Annotated in this window: 16 protein-coding genes; 9 read left to right on the top strand and 7 right to left on the bottom strand. The window is 71.9% G+C overall.

Translation table 11 applies throughout. The annotated features are described in order from the left end of the window. Positions 1–457: 457 nt before the first annotated feature. Positions 458–1,210, bottom strand: a complete 753-nt coding sequence (locus IO29_RS04065) for a GntR family transcriptional regulator (protein ID WP_030378811.1) — start codon at positions 1,208–1,210, stop codon at positions 458–460. An 843-nt stretch (positions 1,211–2,053) separates the two neighbouring features. Here IO29_RS04065 and IO29_RS04060 point away from each other — a divergent pair. Then, the gene (locus tag IO29_RS04060) at positions 2,054–3,028 is read left to right on the top strand and encodes an ACP S-malonyltransferase (protein ID WP_051707591.1); all 975 of its coding nucleotides are present in this window, start codon (positions 2,054–2,056) and stop codon (positions 3,026–3,028) included. 171 nt (positions 3,029–3,199) lie between these two features. Beyond that, entirely contained in the window at positions 3,200–4,552 is a 1,353-nt protein-coding gene (locus tag IO29_RS04055; protein ID WP_234307461.1) for a phosphatase PAP2 family protein, read from the top strand. Between the two features lie 61 nt (positions 4,553–4,613). Here the strand turns inward: IO29_RS04055 and IO29_RS04050 are convergent, their stop codons facing one another. Further along, positions 4,614–6,872 carry a DEAD/DEAH box helicase gene (locus tag IO29_RS04050; RefSeq protein WP_078618178.1) on the bottom strand — a complete coding sequence of 753 codons (2,259 nt, stop codon included), beginning with the start codon at positions 6,870–6,872 and terminating at the stop codon, positions 4,614–4,616. 119 nt (positions 6,873–6,991) lie between these two features. After that, a complete protein-coding gene (gene ychF / locus IO29_RS04045; RefSeq protein ID WP_030378815.1) occupies positions 6,992–8,080 on the bottom strand; it encodes a redox-regulated ATPase YchF in 1,089 nt (362 codons plus the stop codon). Positions 8,081–8,306: 226 nt separating this feature from the next. On the opposite strand from ychF, the gene IO29_RS04040 reads away from it, so the two are divergent. Next, positions 8,307–8,966 carry a DUF6542 domain-containing protein gene (locus IO29_RS04040; protein ID WP_078618179.1) on the top strand — a complete coding sequence of 220 codons (660 nt, stop codon included), beginning with the start codon at positions 8,307–8,309 and terminating at the stop codon, positions 8,964–8,966. Positions 8,967–9,240: 274 nt separating this feature from the next. On the opposite strand, the gene ppgK is transcribed toward IO29_RS04040, so the two are convergent. Continuing rightward, positions 9,241–9,987 carry a polyphosphate--glucose phosphotransferase gene (ppgK, locus tag IO29_RS04035; RefSeq protein WP_030378817.1) on the bottom strand — a complete coding sequence of 249 codons (747 nt, stop codon included), beginning with the start codon at positions 9,985–9,987 and terminating at the stop codon, positions 9,241–9,243. Between the two features lie 24 nt (positions 9,988–10,011). Then, on the bottom strand, positions 10,012–11,022 hold the full coding sequence (locus IO29_RS04030; RefSeq protein WP_030378818.1) for a 4-hydroxy-3-methylbut-2-enyl diphosphate reductase: 1,011 nt from the start codon (positions 11,020–11,022) through the stop codon (positions 10,012–10,014). Between the two features lie 117 nt (positions 11,023–11,139). On the opposite strand from IO29_RS04030, the gene xseA reads away from it, so the two are divergent. Continuing rightward, the gene (xseA, locus tag IO29_RS04025; RefSeq protein WP_030378819.1) at positions 11,140–12,381 is read left to right on the top strand and encodes an exodeoxyribonuclease VII large subunit; all 1,242 of its coding nucleotides are present in this window, start codon (positions 11,140–11,142) and stop codon (positions 12,379–12,381) included. Positions 12,382–12,385: 4 nt separating this feature from the next. After that, the gene (locus IO29_RS04020; RefSeq protein WP_030378820.1) at positions 12,386–12,643 is read left to right on the top strand and encodes an exodeoxyribonuclease VII small subunit; all 258 of its coding nucleotides are present in this window, start codon (positions 12,386–12,388) and stop codon (positions 12,641–12,643) included. A gap of 86 nt (positions 12,644–12,729) precedes the next feature. Here the strand turns inward: IO29_RS04020 and IO29_RS04015 are convergent, their stop codons facing one another. Further along, positions 12,730–14,397: a fumarate hydratase gene (locus tag IO29_RS04015; RefSeq protein WP_030378821.1), complete on the bottom strand. Its 1,668-nt coding sequence runs from the start codon at positions 14,395–14,397 to the stop codon at positions 12,730–12,732. Between the two features lie 226 nt (positions 14,398–14,623). Between IO29_RS04015 and IO29_RS04010 the strand changes: the two genes are divergently transcribed. Next, positions 14,624–15,418 (top strand): DUF1707 SHOCT-like domain-containing protein, encoded by a 795-nt coding sequence (locus IO29_RS04010; RefSeq protein ID WP_030378822.1) that lies wholly within the window; start codon positions 14,624–14,626, stop codon positions 15,416–15,418. 103 nt (positions 15,419–15,521) lie between these two features. Then, positions 15,522–15,887, top strand: a complete 366-nt coding sequence (locus tag IO29_RS04005; RefSeq protein ID WP_030378823.1) for a WhiB family transcriptional regulator — start codon at positions 15,522–15,524, stop codon at positions 15,885–15,887. Positions 15,888–15,954: 67 nt separating this feature from the next. On the opposite strand, the gene glpX is transcribed toward IO29_RS04005, so the two are convergent. Then, the gene (gene glpX, locus IO29_RS04000) at positions 15,955–16,992 is read right to left on the bottom strand and encodes a class II fructose-bisphosphatase (RefSeq protein WP_030378824.1); all 1,038 of its coding nucleotides are present in this window, start codon (positions 16,990–16,992) and stop codon (positions 15,955–15,957) included. A 126-nt stretch (positions 16,993–17,118) separates the two neighbouring features. On the opposite strand from glpX, the gene IO29_RS03995 reads away from it, so the two are divergent. Both IO29_RS03995 and IO29_RS03990 read left to right on the top strand, forming a co-directional pair. Beyond that, positions 17,119–17,658 (top strand): DUF4245 domain-containing protein, encoded by a 540-nt coding sequence (locus tag IO29_RS03995; RefSeq protein ID WP_030378825.1) that lies wholly within the window; start codon positions 17,119–17,121, stop codon positions 17,656–17,658. A 79-nt stretch (positions 17,659–17,737) separates the two neighbouring features. After that, complete coding sequence (locus IO29_RS03990) at positions 17,738–19,180, top strand: class II fumarate hydratase (protein ID WP_078618180.1); 1,443 nt, start codon at positions 17,738–17,740, stop codon at positions 19,178–19,180. The last annotated feature ends 106 nt before the right edge of the window (positions 19,181–19,286 follow it).

The raw sequence follows: 19,286 nt of genomic DNA, 5'->3' as shown, positions 1-19,286 counted from the left end.
GGCGGGCGCCGGCTGCCCTCCGGGCGGGGCGCGCCTTCCCGGCGGGGGGCGCCCTGCGGGCGGAGGGGTCGCCCTGCGGGCGGGGCGCCTTCCGGGGAGGGGGGTGCGCTGTGTGGGTGGGTGCGGGTGCGTTGTGGCTTGTCGCGCAGTTCCCCGCGCCCCTAAAAGCAGTGGGGCGCCCTCTGCGCCCAAGGGGCGCGGGGAGCTGTGCGAACCGCCCTCACCGGCTGGCGGCCGACAACGCACCCGGGCGGGGGCCGGGGACGGAGCCCCCGAGTCTTCCAAGGGGCGCGGGAAACTATGCGAACCGCCCTCACCAGCCAGCAGCCGGCGGCCGGCAGTGCGCCGGGCGGGGGCCGGGGGCCGAGCCCTCGAGTCTTCCAAGGGGCGCGGGGAGCTGTGCGAACGGCCTCCACCAGCCGGCGGCCGGCATTGCGCTGGGCGGGGCCTGGGCCCCTTACCTCACCGCCAAGTGGTAAGACGCCCGGTACCGGTCGGCCGGGATGATCAGGTCGGCCGTCTCCACCGGTCGCCCCGACGCATAGAACGTCCGCTGGATCACCAGCACCACATGCCCCGGCACCCCACCCAACGCCAGCAGCTCCTCCGCCTGCCCGGGCCGCGCCCCCACCTCCTCCATCACGTTGTCCACGACGACATCGATCGCGGCCATCCGCTCCACGACGCCCATCCCCCCGAGCGGCCCCTCCTCCGGCAGCATCACCGGCGTCCGCCCGGTCAGCGCGAGCGGTTCCCAGGACGTGGAGAGCATCATCGCCTCGCCCGCCTCACGGAACACGTACGCCGTCCGCATCACCCGGTCCCCGGTCCGCAGGTCCAGCCGCTCGGCGATCGCGGCGCTCGCCTCCGCCTGCTCGCTGCGCGACTCCCATGTGCCGCGCGAGGCGCCGTCGGCCTGCTCCTGGCGGAAGGGTGTGGCCCCGCCCTCCGGGCGGTAGCCGGAGCGGGCGACGCGGCGCGGGACCGGCCGCTCCCGTACGTACGTACCGGACCCGGAGCGGCCCTCGACCAGCCCCTCGGCCATGAGCACCTTGCGCGCCTCGAGCGCGACCGTGTCCGAGACGCCGTACTCCTCGCGGATGCGGGCCTGGGAGGGGAGGCGGGTGTGCGGTGGCAGCGAGCCGTCGACGATCTTCTTGCGGAGATCACCCGCAACGCGCAGATACGCGGGCTGCTCACCGAATGTCACTGGCCACTCCCCTCAGGTTGTACAGACAGCAACAGCCTGGCAACCGCGAGTTGTGCCATGCAAGCAAAGGCCAAAGAATCACTCGAAGTGATGACAAATGCCTTACAGGGTCTTTACCCGGGCACTTTCTCCCCGTTATAAGCAGCGTCAACACCGCTCGAACTGTTACTGCGGTCATGTGACGACCGCCGAAAGTTTCGACACTCTGCGCGGCACCCTCCGGCGCCCACCGCCCCTCGCGCGTCCGCACCACACCCCACCCGCGGAAACGCCTCGACGTGACTCGCGCCAGATCGATACGACCCGATAAAACTCGCCGCCTTTCCTGCGGATACCGTTGAGTAATAACCACTCGACAAGATCACGAGTATCGCAATGGCGGGGAATTGAGCATTGTTCAGGTCTCCGTTTCCGTCCGGGATCGACTGGTTCGTGCGACCTTTCGGAGTGTCAACCTGCTGCTCCAGTCGCCCACTTAACCAATCCGACCTGCGGCGGAATACCGAGTACATCGAATCGTCTGACTTTTATTGACCAGTACCGACCGGGCTGCCATTATGTGGAGCGCCAGGCGAACGAGTTAATGATCGCCTGGGCGGTTGTTCCCCCACCCGTCGGAGCTCGCCCAGCGACGGGAATCCCCGACGGATGTCGCCGAAAGCATCCGCGATCCCCGTGTGCGCGGCCATGGCGGCCGCGGTCGTCCCCGCCCGGCCGTCGGCCGCGCGGCACCGAGAGATCGAAAAGTTTCGAGGAAGGCGTGACAGAGGGCAGGCCACCGGCCGCGAACCGCACCCCTCGGGACGATGAGTCACCCCGCATGAAGTGAAGGAGCGTCCACAGATGCACTGTCTGGTCTTCCCCGGCCAAGGGGCAGCGCACCAGGGCATGGGAGAGGGGCTGTTCGCCCGGTTCCCGAACCAGACGGTGGCCGCGAGCGAACTGCTCGGCCACTCCGTGGTGGAGCTGTGCCGCGAGGACCCCGGTGAGCGGCTCGCCGACACCCGGTACGCGCAGCCCGCCGTCTTCCTCGTCAACGCGCTGTCCTGGCTCGACCTCGCGCGCGACGGCCGCGGCTGGGACTACGTCGCCGGGCACGGCCTCGGCGAGTTCAACGCGCTGGTCGCCGCGGGCGTGCTGGACCTGATGGAGGGTCTGGCGCTGGTGGAGCGCCGCGCCGCGCTGATGGCCGGTGTCCGGCGGGGCGCGATGGTCGCCGTCGTCGGGCTGACGGCGGACCGCGTCGAGGCGACGCTGCGCGACGCCGGGCTGCACACGGTGCACGTCGCCCACCACGACACCGACCGCCGGGTCACGGTGGCCGGTGAGCGGTCGCAGCTGGCCCTCGCGGCGAAGGCGCTGAGCCGCCCGGGCGTCCGGGTGCTGCCGATGGCGGCCTGCGGTCCGTTCCACACGCCGCTGATGGCGGGGGCCGGCCGGGAGTTCGCGGCGGTCCTGCGTACGTACCGGTTCCGCGCCGGCCACACCCCGGTGATGTCCAGCGTCACCGGCGCCCCCTTCGACCCGGCGCAGGCGGTGCGGCTGCTCAGCCGGCAGCTCTCCCACCCGGTGGAGTGGGTGCGCACGGTCCGGGCGCTGCGCGCGGCCGGCGTCGACCACTTCGAGGAGGTCAACGGCTCCACCCTGACGGCGTTCCTGTCCCGCATCGCGGACCGGCCGATGACCACGGACCGGCCGACGACCACGGGCGGGCCGGCGCTCACGGACCGCACGACGCTCACAGAGATCACGACGCTCACGGAGCGACCCGCGTCCGCTGTGGAACGGACACCCCACGACACCACTCTTCGAAGGTAAGTAGCATGTTCGAACTCACAGCAAGCTCAAATGACCGGCTTCTGCCCACAAACCGGTGCATCACCGGCAATAAACGTCCCAGATCCCCACCCACTGCCATTTTCGGATAAACAGGTCAACCACGTGAACTCCATACCAACACGAATAGGCCGGCGAAGAAACGACGGCGTCCTGTCGGCCGTCCTCCGTCGGCCGCGGGTGACGCTGTGGACCGTGGCGGGGGTGGGGACCCTCGGGTTCCTCGTCGCGCTGGAGTGCGCCGCGCGCCACTACGGCCTCCCGGGACCGCTCACCAACCAGGCCCGCGAGCTGGTCCTCGCGCCGCACTCGGGACCGCTGCTCTACGCCGGTCTGGCGCTGACCATGGTGGTGCTCACCTGGCGGCAGCGGCTCGTCGCGGTGTGCGTCGCGGTCGGCATCGACGTCGTCTTCCTGCTGGTGCGGTGGGCGGCCGACGCGGAGATGAGCTTCGGCAACGGCGCGCTGTGGGTGATGCTCGGCGTCGCGGTCCTCGGCCTCACCCGCCGTACCGGCCGGGAGCGCACGCTGCTGCTGAAGGGGACCGGGCTCGGTCTGCTGCTGGTCTCCGGTCACAAGACGGGCGACACCTGGCTGCTCATCACCTCCAAGACCCGTCCGACCGTGCTCGACCCGTACGTCGCCACCGCCGATCACGCCCTGGGCAACCCCTCGTGGGTGGTGGGCCGGATCATCGAGGCGAGCGGACCGGCCGGCGAGCACCTGCTGCATCTCGTCTACGGCCAGCTCCCGCTCGCCGCCGCCCTGGTCGCGCTGTACCAGCTGCGGAACGTGGCGGTCGAACGCCGGTTCCCGCGCCACCATCTGGTGCGCACGTTCCTGGTCATCGGCCTGCTCGGACCGGCCGTGTACATGATCTTCCCGGTCGTCGGGCCGGTCTTCGCCTACGGCGCCGACGGCGGGGCGTGGGCGACGGCCCAGCTGTGGCCGCACACCGCGCCGCCGCTCGGCTCGCCGCATCCCATCCCGTTCGACGCGATCACCCCGCGCAACTGCATGCCCAGTCTGCACACCGCATGGGCGACCACGCTCTTCGTCCACTCCCGTGAGGGCTCCCGGTTCATGCGGTACGCGGGTGCGTTCTGGCTGGTCGCCACCCTCACGGCGACGCTGGGCTTCGGCTACCACTACGGCGCGGACCTCGTGGCCGGGGTCGTCTTCGCGCTCACGGTCGAGGCGGGGATGCGGGCGCTCGGCCACGGCTGGGACCGCTCGGCCACCCTGCTCGTCGTCCACGGGACGGTGGTGTTCGCGGCGCTGCTGACGGCGTACCGCTACCTCCCGACGGAACTGGCGCGCCTCCCCTGGCTGTTCGGTCCGCTGCTGCTCCTGGCGATGGCCTCGGTCGTGCACCACTACGTGCGGACCACCAGGCGGTGGAAGGAGGGGCCGCCGGCCGCGACGGCGCCCGCCGCGGATTCCCGGAGCCCGGAGCCGAAGCTCCCCGGCCCGCGCCCCAACGAACCGCAGACCGAACTCGCGTGAGCGGCGGAGCGAGGGGCGCCCGCGTCGGCGCTCATCCCGGCGCGGGCGCCCGCGCCGCCGCTCATCCCGACGCCGTGGGGCTCGCGTCGGTCATGCCGAGCCGGGCCTGCTCCTCCTCGACGATCCGCCGGGCCAGCTCCGTGTCGGACACGTCGACCGCGTCCGGCGTCGCCTCGGCCACCGCGCTGCGCCGGGCGTAGGCGTCGAACAGCCGGGTCTTGCGCTCCAGCATCCGCACCAGGCGCTCGTCCACTCCCCCGGTGGCCAGCAGCCGGTGCACGCCGACCGGCCGGACCTGGCCCATGCGGTGCGCCCGGGCCACCGCCTGGTGCTCCAGGGTCGGCTTGATCTGCGGTTCGCACAGGACGACGACGGAGGCGGCCTGCATGTTGAGGCCGACGCCCGCCGCCTGGATCTGCGCCAGCAGCACGGCCGGCCCGGGGGTCGCGGCGAAGTCGTCGACGATCCGCTGCCGCCGCGCGGCCGGGACGCCCCCGGTGAGCGGGCCGAACACCGGTGCGACGCCGACGGCGAGCGTCTGCCGCACCACGTCCAGGACGTCCCTGAAGTAGGAGAACACCACCGTCCGCTGGCCGTTCTGCCCGGCCTCCTCGACGATCTCCCGCAGCCGCTCCAGCTTGGCCGACTTCTCGGGGCGCGCGTACGCGGCCCGGCGCATCGCCATGAAGTTCCCGGCGCGCACGGCCTCGCGGTACGCCTCCTCGTCGGAGGCGCTGAGCTCCTCCCACTCGTCGGTCTGCTGAAGGCTGGGCAGTTCCGTCAGGACGTCGTCCTGGTTGCGCCGCAGATAGACGGGGGCCACGGCCTTGCGGAACGCGACCGATCCGACCAACGCGGCCGGTCCGCCCCGTGCGGCCGGTCCGCGCTGTCCGTCGTCCCCGCCCAGTGCGTCGGCGACGCCGGGGTCGAGCATCCGCACCAGGGCGCGGAACTCCGCGACCCGGTTCTCCATCGGGGTGCCGGTCATGAAGAGGGCGCGTGGGCAGCGTTCGGCCCACAGCGCGACCGCCTGCGACCGTTTGGCCTCCGGGTTCTTCACGGAGTGCGCCTCGTCGACGACGAGCAGCGCCACCTCGTCGGCCTCCGGCGCCGGGAAGCCGCGCAGCGCGTCGAACGTGGTGACGCCGACGCCGCCCCGCTCCTTCCAGTCGGCGAACGCGTCCTGCCGGTCGGGGCCGTGGAGCACGGTGACGCGCAGGGCGCTGCGGGCCTCGATCTCGCGGGTCCAGTTGACGAGGACGCCGGCCGGACAGACGACGAGGAAACGCAGCCGCACTCCGGCGGCTTCCCGTTCCCCCGCGGCTTCCCGCCCCTCGGCGGCCTCCCGCCCCTCGGCGGCCAGGTGGGCCAGTACCGCGATGGCCTGGATGGTCTTGCCGAGGCCCATCTCGTCGCCGAGTATCACCTTGCGCTGTGCGAGGGCGAACCGGGCGCCGAAGGCCTGGTAGCCGCGGAGCGAGACCCGGCGCAGCGAGTCGTCGAGGCGTACGCCGCGCACCCGTTCGGCGACCTCCTCAGGCAGGAAGCCCTCGGCGGCAGCGGTGTCGGGCGCCCGCCCGGAAATCTCGGCGAGCAGGCTGTAGTACTCGGCGGAGCGCAGCTCGAAGTCGGCCCGGGCGGCGAGTTCGTCCGGCGGCCGGAGCAGGTCCACCGAGGCCTGGGCGAACGACTCGGGCAGCCCGGACCGGTCCGCCTCGTCGGCCAGCGACCGCAGCTCGTCGACGGCGGCCCGGGCGCGCGCCCGCTTCTCCGCGCCCGCCAGCAGCCCCCGCAGGGCCCCGGTGGCGGGCCGGGCCGCGTCCAGCAGCGGGCCGAGCCGCTCCGCCAGGGCGGTGGCGCGGTCCACCACGCGCCGCCCGTCGGGGCCGGCCTCCACCAGGACGTGCAGGGCCATGACGAGCGCGGTGGTGCGGGGTTCGGGCCGGTCCACGTCGATGTGGACCGCCACGGTCTCGTGCACGGCCTCGGCGAGCCGGGCGGCGGCCGCGAGGATCTGGTCGACGGTGCGCTGTCCGACGCCGGGTATCTGGCGCAGCCGGTACGGTCCCGCGTCCAGCACCCGGCCCACCGTGCCGAGGCCGCTCTTCTCGACGGTGCCGAGGCGCAGCCGGCCCTCGGTGACGTCGTGCAGCCGGGCGACGGGGAGGGCGTCGAGTTCCCGGGCGACAAGCTCGTCGTGCAGCGGCCGCAGCGCCGCCCGCACCGCCTCGACGGCCCGCCCGTGATCCCCGGCGACACCCCGCGCCGCCTCGTACAGCCGCACCCCGCGCGCGACCGTCTCCCGCTCACCCCGCCCCACGCGCCCCGCCCCTTCCTCGCCGTCCCCGCATCCTAGAGAGCGGGGAGTGGAGTGCCGGGAGTGCCGGGGGACGTGAGAGGGCGACGCACCAGGTCATCGAGGTGGGACGGAGCCAGCCGCTACACGTTGAACCTGAACTCCACCACGTCGCCGTCCTGCATGACGTAGTCCTTGCCCTCCATGCGGGCCTTGCCCTTGGCGCGGGCCTCGGTGACGGAGCCGGTCTCGACGAGGTCGTCGAAGGAGATGACCTCGGCCTTGATGAAGCCCTTCTGGAAGTCGGTGTGGATGACACCGGCGGCCTCGGGGGCGGTGGCGCCCTTCTTGATGGTCCAGGCGCGGGACTCCTTGGGGCCCGCCGTCAGGTACGTCTGAAGGCCGAGGGTGCGGAAGCCGACGTGGGCGAGGGTGGCGAGGCCGGGCTCGTCCTGGCCGACGGACTGGAGGAGTTCGAGCGCCTCGTCCTCGTCCAGCTCGGCGAGGTCCGCCTCCAGCTTGGCGTTGAGGAAGATCGCCTCGGCGGGGGCGACCAGCGCGCGCTGCTCGTTCTTGAAGTCGTCGTCCGTCAGCTCGTCCTCGTCGACGTTGAAGACGTAGAGGAACGGCTTGGTGGTGAGCAGGTGCAGGTCGTGCAGGAGTTCGTTGCGCTCTGTGCCCTGGACGATGCCGTGCGCGAAGAGCGTGTCGCCCTTCTCCAGGATCTCCTTGGCCTCCTCGATCGCCTTCACCTTGGGGCCGACGTCCTTCTTGATCCGCGACTCCTTCTGCAAGCGCGGCAGAACCTTCTCGACGGTCTGGAGGTCGGCGAGGATCAGCTCGGTGTTGATCGTCTCGATGTCGTCCTTGGGCGAGACCTTGCCGTCGACGTGCACGACGTTCTCGTCCTTGAAGGCGCGGATGACCTGGCAGATGGCGTCGGACTCACGGATGTTCGCGAGGAACTTGTTGCCCAGCCCCTCGCCCTCGCTGGCGCCGCGCACGATGCCGGCGATGTCGACGAAGTCCACGGTCGCCGGGAGCACGCGCTGGGAGGAGAAGATCTCGGCCAACTTCGTCAGGCGGGGGTCGGGGACGCCGACCACGCCGACGTTGGGCTCGATCGTGGCGAACGGGTAGTTGGCCGCGAGCACGTCGTTCTTGGTCAGGGCGTTGAACAGGGTCGACTTGCCGACATTGGGCAGACCGACGATTCCGATCGTGAGCGACACGTTGCGACTTCCCGTACGTGAGGATGAGGTGGTGGGGCGGTGGCCCGCTCCCGGGCGGCCCGGGGCCCGGTCCGGCGGGGCCGGGCGGGGGTGCGGTGCGGGCCGATCCACCAGTCTACGGCGTGCGGGTGGGGGCGTTCGGCGGCGTCTCGAACCCAGCGGCGGGGACGCGCCGACGGCGTGTCTGTGGGGCCATTCGGCACATTGTCCGACCTAAGTTGGTCCGGTGGAGCAACACAGGACGCCGTCTGCCCGGTACGGACCGCGACGCGGGGCGCCGCTGCCCCCGCGGGGCGGGCGGCGGCCGGCGGTCGCGCCCGGCGTGCGCGGGCGCGGGCCGGGGGCGCGACGGCCCGGACCGTCCAGCCCGGGGGGCGCGGCCCGGCCGGCCGTCCGGCCCGCGGCCCGGCGGCTGCCCAACCCCCGGCTCACCGGGCTGGGCGGGGGGCTGTTCGCGGGGGCGGCGATGCTGGTGCTGGGGTTCCTGGACCGGGTGCTGTTCGGGGGCTCGTTGACGGCGTACGGGGTGCTGTTCCTGCCGGTGTGCGTGCTGACGGCGCTCTGGATCCGGCCGGGCGACCTGCTGACGGCGCCGGTGGTGGCACCGATCGCCTTCGGCACCGGCCTGCTCCCGGTGGTGCCCGCCGACGGCGGCCTCGGCGGCCGCCTCATGGCCCTCATCACCGCCCTCGCGACACAGGCGGGGTGGCTGTACGGGGGGACGTTGGTGGCGGGGGTGGTGGTGGCGGTACGGGCGGTCGGCCGACGGCGGGCAGGTGTGGGCGCCCGTGCGGGCGGCGCGGCACGGCCCGGCGGAGCCGGGGGTTCCGGCGGAGCCGGCAGAGGTGGTGCGGCGCGTCGGCCGGGGAGGCCGGCGGCGCGCTGAGCGGGAGAGGCGGTGCGGGGCGGCTCCCACGGCGCGTGGACGTCGTGGTTGCCCGCGCAGTTCCCCGCGCCCCTAGCCGGGGCGCAGCGCCTGCCTTTCGGGGGTCCAGGGGGCAGAGCCCCCTTGGGGGTTCCTTGTGGCGGGCCTGGGGGCGCAGCCCCTCACGTGTTCGGGGGTGCAGGGGGCGAAGCCCCCGCCGGGGTGGAAGGGGCGGAGCCCCTGGGGACGGGAAGGGTAGGGGCGGCGGGGGCGAAACAACCGGGGTGCGGCCGCGTCAGAGCCGCTGGGCCGCTCTCATCGCCGCGCCCACGATCCCCGCGTTGTTCTGCAACTCCGCCGGAACGATCGCCGCCCTGATGCCCTCGACGTGCGGCAGGAACTTGTGCGCCTTGCGGCTCACTCCGCCGCCGATCACGAACAGCTCCGGCGAGAACAGCATCTCCACGTGCGCCAGATACTTCTGCACCCGCCGCGCCCAGCGCTCCCAGGACATGTCCTCGTCCTCCTTCACCTTGCTGGAGGCGCGCTTCTCCGCATCGTGCCCGTTCAGCTCCAGATGGCCGAGTTCCGTGTTCGGGACCAGCACGCCATCGGTGAAGACGGCGCTCCCGATCCCCGTGCCGAAGGTCAGCAGGATCACCGTGCCCCGGCGCCCCCGCCCCGCACCGAACCGCATCTCCGCGACCCCCGCCGCGTCCGCGTCGTTCAGCACCGTCACCGGCAACCCGCCCAACCGCTCGCCCAGCAGCGCCCGCGCATCGGTGTCGACCCAGCTCGGGTCGACGTTCGCCGCCGTACGCACCGTGCTGCCGCCGGTGACGACACCCGGGAACGTGACCCCCACCGGCCCCGTCCAGCCGAAGTGGTCGACGACCTGCTGCACGCCGTCGGCCACCATGTCCGGCGTGGCCGGATGCGGGGTGAGCACCTTGCAGCGCTCCTCCGCGAGGTCGCCCTTGTCCAGGTCCACGGGGGCGCCCTTGATTCCGGAGCCGCCGATGTCCACACCGAAGATCTGCATGGGCTTACGTTACGTGGCGCCCCGTCAGCCCGTCGCCCCCTTGCGCTCCGCCACCAGGGCGGCAGCCTCCTCACGGAGGTCCCGGCGGAGCTCCTTGGGCAGGGAGAAGGCGATGGACTCCTCCGCCGCCTTGACGATCTCGACGTCCTCGAAGCCGTGCCCCGTGAGCCATTCGAGCACCTGCTCGACGAGCACCTCCGGCACCGACGCCCCGGACGTCACGCCCACCGTCGAGACGCCCTCCAGCCACGCCTCGTCGATCTCGTCCGCGAAGTCGACCAGGTACGCGGCGCGCGCCCCGGCGAGCTTGGCGACCTCGACCAGCCGCTTGGAGTTCGAGGAGTTGCGCGAGCCGACCACGATGACGAGGTCCGCCTCGGCGCCCATCTGCTTCACGGCGAGCTGCCGGTTCTGCGTGGCGTAGCAGATGTCGTCGCTCGGTGGCGAGAGGAGCTGGGGGAACTTGCCCTTGAGGGCGTCGACGGTCTCCATGGTCTCGTCCACGGAGAGGGTGGTCTGGGAGAGCCAGACGACCTTCGACGGGTCGCGCACCTCGACATTGGCGACGTCCTCGGGGCCGTCGACGAGCGTGATGTGCTCGGGCGCCTCCCCGGACGTGCCGATGACCTCCTCGTGGCCCTCGTGCCCGATCAGGAGGATGTCGTAGTCGTCCTTGGCGAACCGGACGGCCTCCTTGTGCACCTTGGTCACCAGGGGGCAGGTCGCGTCGATGGTGGCGAGGCGGCCGCGCTCGGCCTCCTCGTGGACGACCGGGGCGACGCCGTGCGCGGAGAACATCACGATGTTGCCCGGCGGCACCTCCTCCGTGCGCTCGACGAAGATCGCGCCCTTCTTCTCCAGGGTCTGCACGACGTACTTGTTGTGCACGATCTCGTGGCGGACGTAGACGGGGGCCCCGTACTGCTCCAGGGCCTTCTCGACGGCGATCACCGCGCGGTCGACGCCCGCGCAGTAGCCACGGGGGGCGGCGAGCAGGACACGGCGGCGGGCAGGCGAAGCGCTCATGTTCCCCATCGTAGGGCGTCACGGCGAGGGGCCCGGGAGCCGCCGGGGGTGGACGGACGCGGACGGGGGCGCCCGGGCGCCCCCTACGGCGCAGGCGTTGTCGTACCCGGCCGTTACGCTCGGCGCATGGCTGTCAACACGTCCGCCGACACTCCGCTGCCCGTGGGGCAGGTGTCGCGGCTCATCGGGGGGTGGATCGACCGGCTCGGCGCGGTCTGGGTGGAGGGTCAGATCACCCAGCTCTCGCGTCGGCCGGGCGCCGGAGTCGTGTTCCTGACCCTGCGCGACCCGTCGCACGACATCTCCGTCGGCGTCACCTGCTACCGCCAGGTGTTCGACGCCGTGGCCGACGTGGTGAGCGAGGGCGCCCGTGTCGTCGTCCACGCGAAACCCGAGTGGTACGCGCCGCGCGGGCAGCTCTCGCTGCGGGCCGCCGAGATACGGCCGGTGGGCGTGGGCGAGCTGCTGGCGCGGCTCGAACAGCTGAAGAAGTCCCTCGCCGCCGAGGGCCTGTTCACGCCCGGCCGCAAGAAGCCGCTGCCCTTCCTGCCCCAGCTGATCGGGCTGGTGTGCGGGCGGGCCTCGGCCGCCGAGCGGGACGTCCTGGAGAACGCCCGGCACCGCTGGCCCGCCGTCCGCTTCGAGGTGCGCAACGTACCGGTGCAGGGCGTGCACGCGGTGCCCCAGGTCGTCCAGGCCGTCAAGGAACTCGACGCGCACGAGGAGGTGGACGTGATCGTCGTGGCGCGCGGCGGCGGCAGCGTGGAGGACCTGCTGCCGTTCTCCGACGAGCAGCTCGTACGGACGGTCGCGGACTGCCGTACGCCCGTGGTCTCGGCCATCGGCCACGAACCGGACACCCCGCTCCTGGACTACGTGGCCGACCTGCGCGCCTCCACCCCGACCGACGCGGCGAAGAAGGTCGTACCGGACGTCGGCGAGGAGCTGGAGAAGGTGCGCGGGCTGCGCGACCGGGCCCGGCGGTGCGCACACGCGTTCGTCGAACGGGAGGAGCGGGGGCTCGCGCACGCGCTGGCGCGCCCCTGCATGGAGGACCCGCACCGGATGGTGGACGAGCGGGCCGACCACATCGCCTCGCTGACCGACCGCTCCCGGCGCACGCTCGGGCATCTGCTGGACCGCGCGGAGTCGGAGCTGTCGCACACCCACGCGCGCGTGGTGGCGCTGTCCCCGGCAGCGACGCTCAAGCGCGGGTACGCGGTGTTGCAGCGGGCCGACGGGCATGTGGTGCGCGCCGCGCACGAGGTCACGGCGGACGAGCGGCTACGGGCGCGGGTGGCGGAGGGCGAGTTCTCCGTACGGGTGGGGAACCACGGGAAGCAGTCGGACAGCGACGGCGGGAAGTGAGCGCATGACCAGCACGGACACCGGCACGGCCAAGGACGCCGGGAAGAAGAGGAACGAGGCGCTCGGCTACGAGCAGGCGCGGGACGAGCTGATCGAGGTCGTCCGGCGGCTGGAGGCGGGGGGCACGACGCTGGAGGAGTCCCTGGCTCTGTGGGAGCGCGGGGAGGAACTGGCGAAGGTGTGCCGCACCTGGCTGGAGGGCGCCCGCGAGCGCCTGGACGCGGCGCTCGCGGAGGAGGAGAAGGAGGAGGGCGAGGAGTAGCGGAGCGGGCCTGCCCCCAGCCTCCGGCCCGCCACGGGTTCGTACGGCCGGGCGGGAGAAGGGGACAGCCCCTCCCCCCTCAGGGCTCAGGCCAGTCCCGGGCCCCGTACCGGGATGCTCGTGAACGTGGGCGGCTCGGCGGGGGCCTGGAAGAAGTCGTTGCCCTTGTCGTCGACGACGATGAACGCCGGGAAGTCCTCGACCTCGATCTTCCAGACCGCCTCCATGCCGAGCTCCTCGTACTCGACGACCTCGACCTTCTTGATGCAGTCCTGGGCGAGCCGGGCGGCCGGGCCGCCGATGGAGCCGAGGTAGAAGCCGCCGTGCGCCTCGCACGCGTCGGTGACCTGCTTGCTGCGGTTGCCCTTGGCGAGCATGACCTTGGAGCCGCCCGCCGCCTGGAACTGCTCGACATAGGAGTCCATGCGGCCGGCCGTGGTCGGACCGAAGGAGCCGGAGGCGTAGCCCTCGGGGGTCTTGGCCGGGCCGGCGTAGTAGACCGGGTGGTCCTTGAGGTACTGCGGCATCTCCTCGCCCGCGTCCAGCCGCTCCTTGATCTTGGCGTGGGCGATGTCGCGGGCCACGACGAGCGGGCCGGAGAGCGACAGCCGGGTCTTGACCGGGTACTTGGTCAGCTCGGCGAGGATGTCGTCCATCGGCTGGTTGAGGTCGATCCTGACGACGTCACCGGACTCCTCCAGGTGCGCGTCGGTGGTCTCCGGCAGGAAGCGCGCCGGGTCGGTCTCCAGCTGCTCCAGGAAGACGCCCTCGGCGGTGATCTTGGCGACGGCCTGGCGGTCGGCGGAGCAGGAGACGGCGATGGCGACGGGGCAGGAGGCGCCGTGCCGGGGCAGCCGGACGACGCGGACGTCGTGGCAGAAGTACTTGCCGCCGAACTGGGCACCGATGCCGATCTTCTGCGTCAGCTCGAAGACCTTCTCCTCCAGCTCCTTGTCGCGGAAGCCGTGGCCGAGCGGGGAGCCCTCGGCGGGGATCTCGTCGAGGTAGTGCGCGGAGGCGTACTTGGCGGTCTTCAGGGCGTACTCGGCGCTCGTGCCGCCGACGACGATCGCCAGGTGGTACGGCGGGCAGGCGGCCGTGCCGAGCGAACGGATCTTCTCCTCCAGGAACTTCATCATGGAGCCCTCGTTGAGGACCGCCTTGGTCTCCTGGTAGAGGAACGACTTGTTGGCGCTGCCGCCGCCCTTGGCCATGAACAGGAACTTGTAGGCGCCGCCGTCGGTCGCGTACAGCTCGATCTGGGCGGGCAGGTTGGAGCCGGTGTTCTTCTCCTCCCACATGGTCAGCGGGGCCATCTGGGAGTAGCGCAGATTGAGGTTGTGGTAGGCGTCGTAGATGCCCCGGGACAGGGCCGCCTCGTCACCGCCCTCGGTGAGCACGTTCTGGCCGCGCTTGCCCATGACGATCGCGGTGCCGGTGTCCTGGCACATGGGCAGCACGCCGGCGGCGGCGATGTTGGCGTTCTTCAGCAGGTCCAGGGCGACGAACTTGTCGTTGCCGGACGCCTCGGGGTCGTCGATGATGCGGCGCAGCTGGGCGAGGTGGGCCGGGCGCAGATAGTGCTGGATGTCGTGGATCGCCTCTTCGGCGAGCTTGCGCAGGGCCTCCGGCTCGACCTTGAGGAACGTTCGCCCGTCGGCCTCGAAGGTGGAGACACCCTCGGAGGTCACCAGCCGGTAGGGGGTGGTGTCCTCTCCCATGGGGAGCAGATCGGTGTACGCGAACTCAGGCATTCTCGCCCATTCCTCACTCGACGTGACGCGCCGCGGGCTTCCTCAGCGACGGCGGCCAGCCTCCATTGGCAGCGTCCACCAGCGTAGAACCTGCCGGTGAGGGGGAGGTTGTGAGGTAAGGCTCACTTCGCGCCCACCGACCGCTCGCCTCCCGGCCGGGCGGGAGTTTTCCACAGGTTCCGACGGGGGCTAGTCGCGATCTATCGCGTTTCGGTACGCTGCTGCCGTGGACCTGAAGAAGAGCCCCGCCCCGACCGATGCCCGGCCCGACTCCCCCGTCGGCGACCGGCCCCTGCCGCCGACCGAGCTGCGCTGCTCGGACGCCGACCGGGACCGCATCGCCGACATGCTCCGCGACGCCCTGGCCGAGGGCCGGCTCACCGCGGACGAGCACGCCGAGCGCGTCGAGGGCGTGCTCGCCGCGAAGACGGTCGGCGAGCTCGACGCCTTCGTACGGGACCTGCCCGCCGCGCACGGCGCCCGTCCGTCCGGCGCGGCCGTCCCGCCGCCGTACCGCCCCTCCGCCGCGATACCCGCGGAGGCCGACGAGAACGTGGTGGCGGTGTTCAGCAGCGCGGTGCGCAAGGGCCGCTGGCGGGCCGGCCGGCGGATCCACGCGTACGCGGTCTTCGGCAGCGTCGAGATCGACCTGAGCGAGGCGCTGTTCGAGTACCAGCAGATCGTCGTGAAGGCGATATCCGTCTTCGGCGACGTGCAGATACGCGTCCCGGAGAACGTGTCGCTGCGCGGCACGGGCGGCGGTGTGCTGGGCAACTTCGAGGTCAGCCCGCTGGACTCGGGGGACCCGCAGGCACCGGCGGTCTTCGTGGACGGCTGGGCGGTCCTGGGCAACGTCGAGGCGAAGCCCCGGCGGGGGCGGATGGTCGCGGACATCCTGGAGCGGGTGACGGACCGGGTCTCGCGCAAGCTGGACCGCAAGCTCGACGGCGGGTGGGAGCGCAAGGTGGACCGCAAGCTGCGGCAGGCCGACCAGAAGGTGCGGCGGCACCTCGGGCACTGAACCGGCGGGCGGCGGAGACGGAACCCAACGCTTAGGCCCACGCACAGCGGGTAAGGCTTGCTGCATCGTCTCTCGCTCGCGAAGCCGTCGTCAGGAGTAGACCGTGCTGCAACCGCCGCATTCGTCCCTTCAGGTCGCCGCAGTTCCCACCCAGCGGGGGCCCGGGCGGGACCAGGACGCCCCGTGGCACACGGAGGCCGTGTGCCGGCGCGACGAGGCAGGACTGTTCTTCGCACCGTCCAAGGAGCCGACGGCCGCGCGGCTGTCGCGCGAGGAGGCGGCGAAGCGGGTGTGCGCGCGCTGTCCGGTGATGGTGGAGTGCCGGGAGCACGCACTGATGCAGCCGGAGCCGTACGGGGTCTGGGGCGGACTGACCGCCGCGGAGCGCCGGGTCGTCCTGGCGCGCCGTCGCCGGCGCGACATCGAACTGAAGAAGGCGGCGGGGGCGACGATAGCGGCGGCGGGGTGAGTGGGCCGGCCCACTCCCCCCCGGAGTGCGGGGCGCGCCGCCCGCCGACCCCGCCCCGCGCTCCTCCCTACATCCCCCGGTCGAAGTCGATCGCCGAGTACGCCCGGAGTTTGCTCAGGCGGTGGACGGAGTCGATCCGCCGCACCGTGCCGGACTTGGACCGCATGACGATGGAGTCCGTCGTGGCCGTCTCCGAGCGGTAGCGGACCCCGCGCAGGAGCTCGCCGTCGGTGATCCCCGTGGCGACGAAGAAGACGTTCTCGCCGGAGACGAGGTCGTCGGTGGTCAGGACCCGGTCCAGGTCGTGCCCGGCGTCGAGGGCCCGCTGCCGTTCGCCGTCGTCCTTGGGCCAGAGCTTGCCCTGGATGGTGCCGCCCAGGCATTTGACCGCACAGGCCGAGATGATGCCCTCGGGTGTGCCGCCCACGCCCAGCAGCAGGTCGATGCCGGTGCCCTCGCGCAGCGCGAGGATGGAGCCGGCCACGTCGCCGTCGGAGATCAGCTTGATGCGCGCGCCGGTGGCCCGTACCTCCTCGATCAGGCCCGCGTGGCGCGGCCGGTCGAGGATGACGACGGTGACGTCCTCCGGCGTGGAGTTCTTCGCCTTGGCGACCCGGCGGATGTTGACCTGCACGGGGGCGTTGATGTCGACGTAGTCGGCGGCCTCGGGGCCGGTGACCAGCTTGTCCATGTAGAAGACGGCGGACGGGTCGAACATCGTGCCGCGGTCGGCGGCGGCGAGCACCGCGATGGCGTTGGGCATGCCGCCGGCGGTCAGCGTGGTGCCGTCGATCGGGTCGACGGCGATGTCGCACTCGGGGCCGGTCCCGTCGCCGACGTGCTCCCCGTTGAACAGCATCGGGGCCTCGTCCTTCTCGCCTTCACCGATGACGACGACGCCGTTCATCGAGACGGTCGAGACAAGGGTGCGCATCGCGCGCACGGCCGCGCCGTCGGCGCCGTTCTTCTCGCCGCGGCCGACCCAGCGGCCCGCGGCCATGGCCGCGGCCTCGGTGACCCGGACCAGCTCCAGGGCGAGGTTGCGGTCGGGCGCCTCGGAGGGAACCTCGAGCTCGGACGGCAGATGATGGTGGTTCTCGGTCATCGGAGCGCACCTTTCTGATACGACGACGGCCGGATGAGGGTATGGGTCCGACTCTATCCCCAGGTGAGCAGAATGAGCAGGGGGCCCCACGGATGAGCGGACCCGGGTACCTGCGACGATAGAGACGTGGCAGGTACGAACGGCAAGCAGAAGACGGTCCGGGACATGATCCTCTCCCTGGCCCTCATCGGGCTGATGGCGGGAGTCATCTACCTCTTCATCCCGCACGACGACTCCAAGCCCGACGTCAAGCGGGTGAGCTACGACGTGGAGCTCCTCACCGCCCGGCGCGCGGCCTCGTATCCCGTCGCCGCGCCCGACGGACTGCCCGCGAGCTGGAAGGCGACCTCGGTCCGGTTCGACGGCACCTCCTTCGACCACTGGCACCTGGGTTTCCAGGATCCGAAGGGTCAATACGTGGCGATCGAGCAGTCGACTCAGAAGGCGTCCCTGTTCATCGACGAGGCCAGCCAGGGCTCCGAGGCCACCGAGACCACCCAGGAGATCGACGGCCGCACCTGGCAGCACTACACCGGCGGCCGCTACGACGCGCTCGTCCTCAAGGACAAGGACGCCAAGGACGGCAAGCGCGCGACGACGGTGGTGACGGGCACGGCCTCGTTCACCCGCCTCGCCGAGATGGTGAAGTCGCTCAAGATGGCGTGAGCCCCGCCGCCCGCGTCATGCTCCCCGGGAATACCGCCGCGCTCCGCGCACGCTCACGTTCTTCGGAGGTACGACGACGATGACGACGACGCACACCGCCGGCGACGGCAACCAGGACGACAGCGACCGGGACGAGGGCCGCGACTACCGCATCGAGCACGACTCCATGGGCGAGGTCCGCGTGCCCGCCCGGGCGAAGTGGCGGGCGCAGACCCAGCGGGCCGTGGAGAACTTCCCCGTCTCCGGGCAGCGCATCGAGCGCGCCCACATCGAGGCGCTGGCCCGCATCAAGGGCGCCGCGGCCAAGGTGAACGCGGAGCTCGGGGTCGTCGACAGGGACATCGCGGAGGCGATCGCGGACGCCGCCGCCGAGGTCGCCGAGGGGCGCTGGGACGAGCACTTCCCGGTCGACGTGTTCCAGACCGGCTCCGGGACCTCGTCGAACATGAACACCAACGAGGTCATCGCCACCCTCGCCACCGAGCGGCTGGGCCGGGACGTGCACCCCAACGACCACGTCAACGCCTCGCAGTCGTCCAACGACGTCTTCCCCTCGTCCCTGCACATCGCGGCCACCGCCGCCGTGACCCGGGACCTCGTCCCCGCGCTCGAACACCTGGCAGCCTCGCTGGAGCGCAAGGCCGAGGAGTTCGCGGACGTGGTGAAGTCCGGCCGTACGCATCTGATGGACGCCACGCCCGTCACGCTCGGCCAGGAGTTCGGCGGGTACGCGGCGCAGGTGCGGTACGGGGTGGAGCGGCTGAGCGCCTCGCTCCCCCGGCTCGCCGAGCTGCCGCTGGGCGGCACGGCGGTCGGCACCGGCATCAACACCCCGCCCGGCTTCTCCGCCGCCGTGATCGCCGAGGTCGCCCGCGCCACCGGGCTGCCGCTCACCGAGGCGCGCAACCACTTCGAGGCGCAGGGCGCGCGGGACGGCGTCGTCGAGACCAGCGGGCAGCTGCGGACCATCGCCGTCGGCCTGACGAAGATCGCCAACGATCTGCGGTGGATGTCGTCCGGGCCGCGCACCGGGCTGGCCGAGATCAGCCTGCCCGATCTGCAACCGGGCTCCTCGATCATGCCGGGGAAGGTGAATCCGGTCATTCCCGAGGCCGTGCTGATGGTCGCGGCGCAGGTGACCGGCAACGACGCGACGGTGGCGGCGGCCGGGGCCGCGGGCAACTTCGAGCTGAACGTGATGCTGCCGGTCATCGCGAAGAACGTGCTGGAGTCGGTGCGGCTGCTGGCGAACGTGGCGCGGCTGCTGGCGGACCGGACGGTGGACGGCATCGTGGCGCACCGGGAGCGGGCGCGGGAGTACGCGGAGTCCTCGCCGGCGGTGGTGACGCCGTTGAACAAGTACCTGGGGTACGAGGAGGCGGCGAAGGTCGCCAAGCGGTCCCTGGCCGAGCGGAAGACGATCCGGGAGGTCGTGGAGGAGGGGGGATACGTCGAGCGGGGGGTGCTGACGGCGGAGCAGTTGGACGAGGCGCTCGATGTGCTGCGGATGACCCGTCCCTAGCGGTGGCCGGGCCGGGTTTTCCCGCCCCCGCCGCCCCTGCCCTTCCCGTCCCTTCAGGGGGCTCCGCTCCTTGGACCTCGGGAGAGCTCGGGGAGGTGGGTCGTGG

Origin of the sequence: Streptomyces sp. NRRL F-6676 (assembly GCF_000725625.1) — a bacterium.
GTDB lineage: Bacteria > Actinomycetota > Actinomycetes > Streptomycetales > Streptomycetaceae > Streptomyces.
This window is presented reverse-complemented; position numbering and strand designations above follow the sequence as displayed.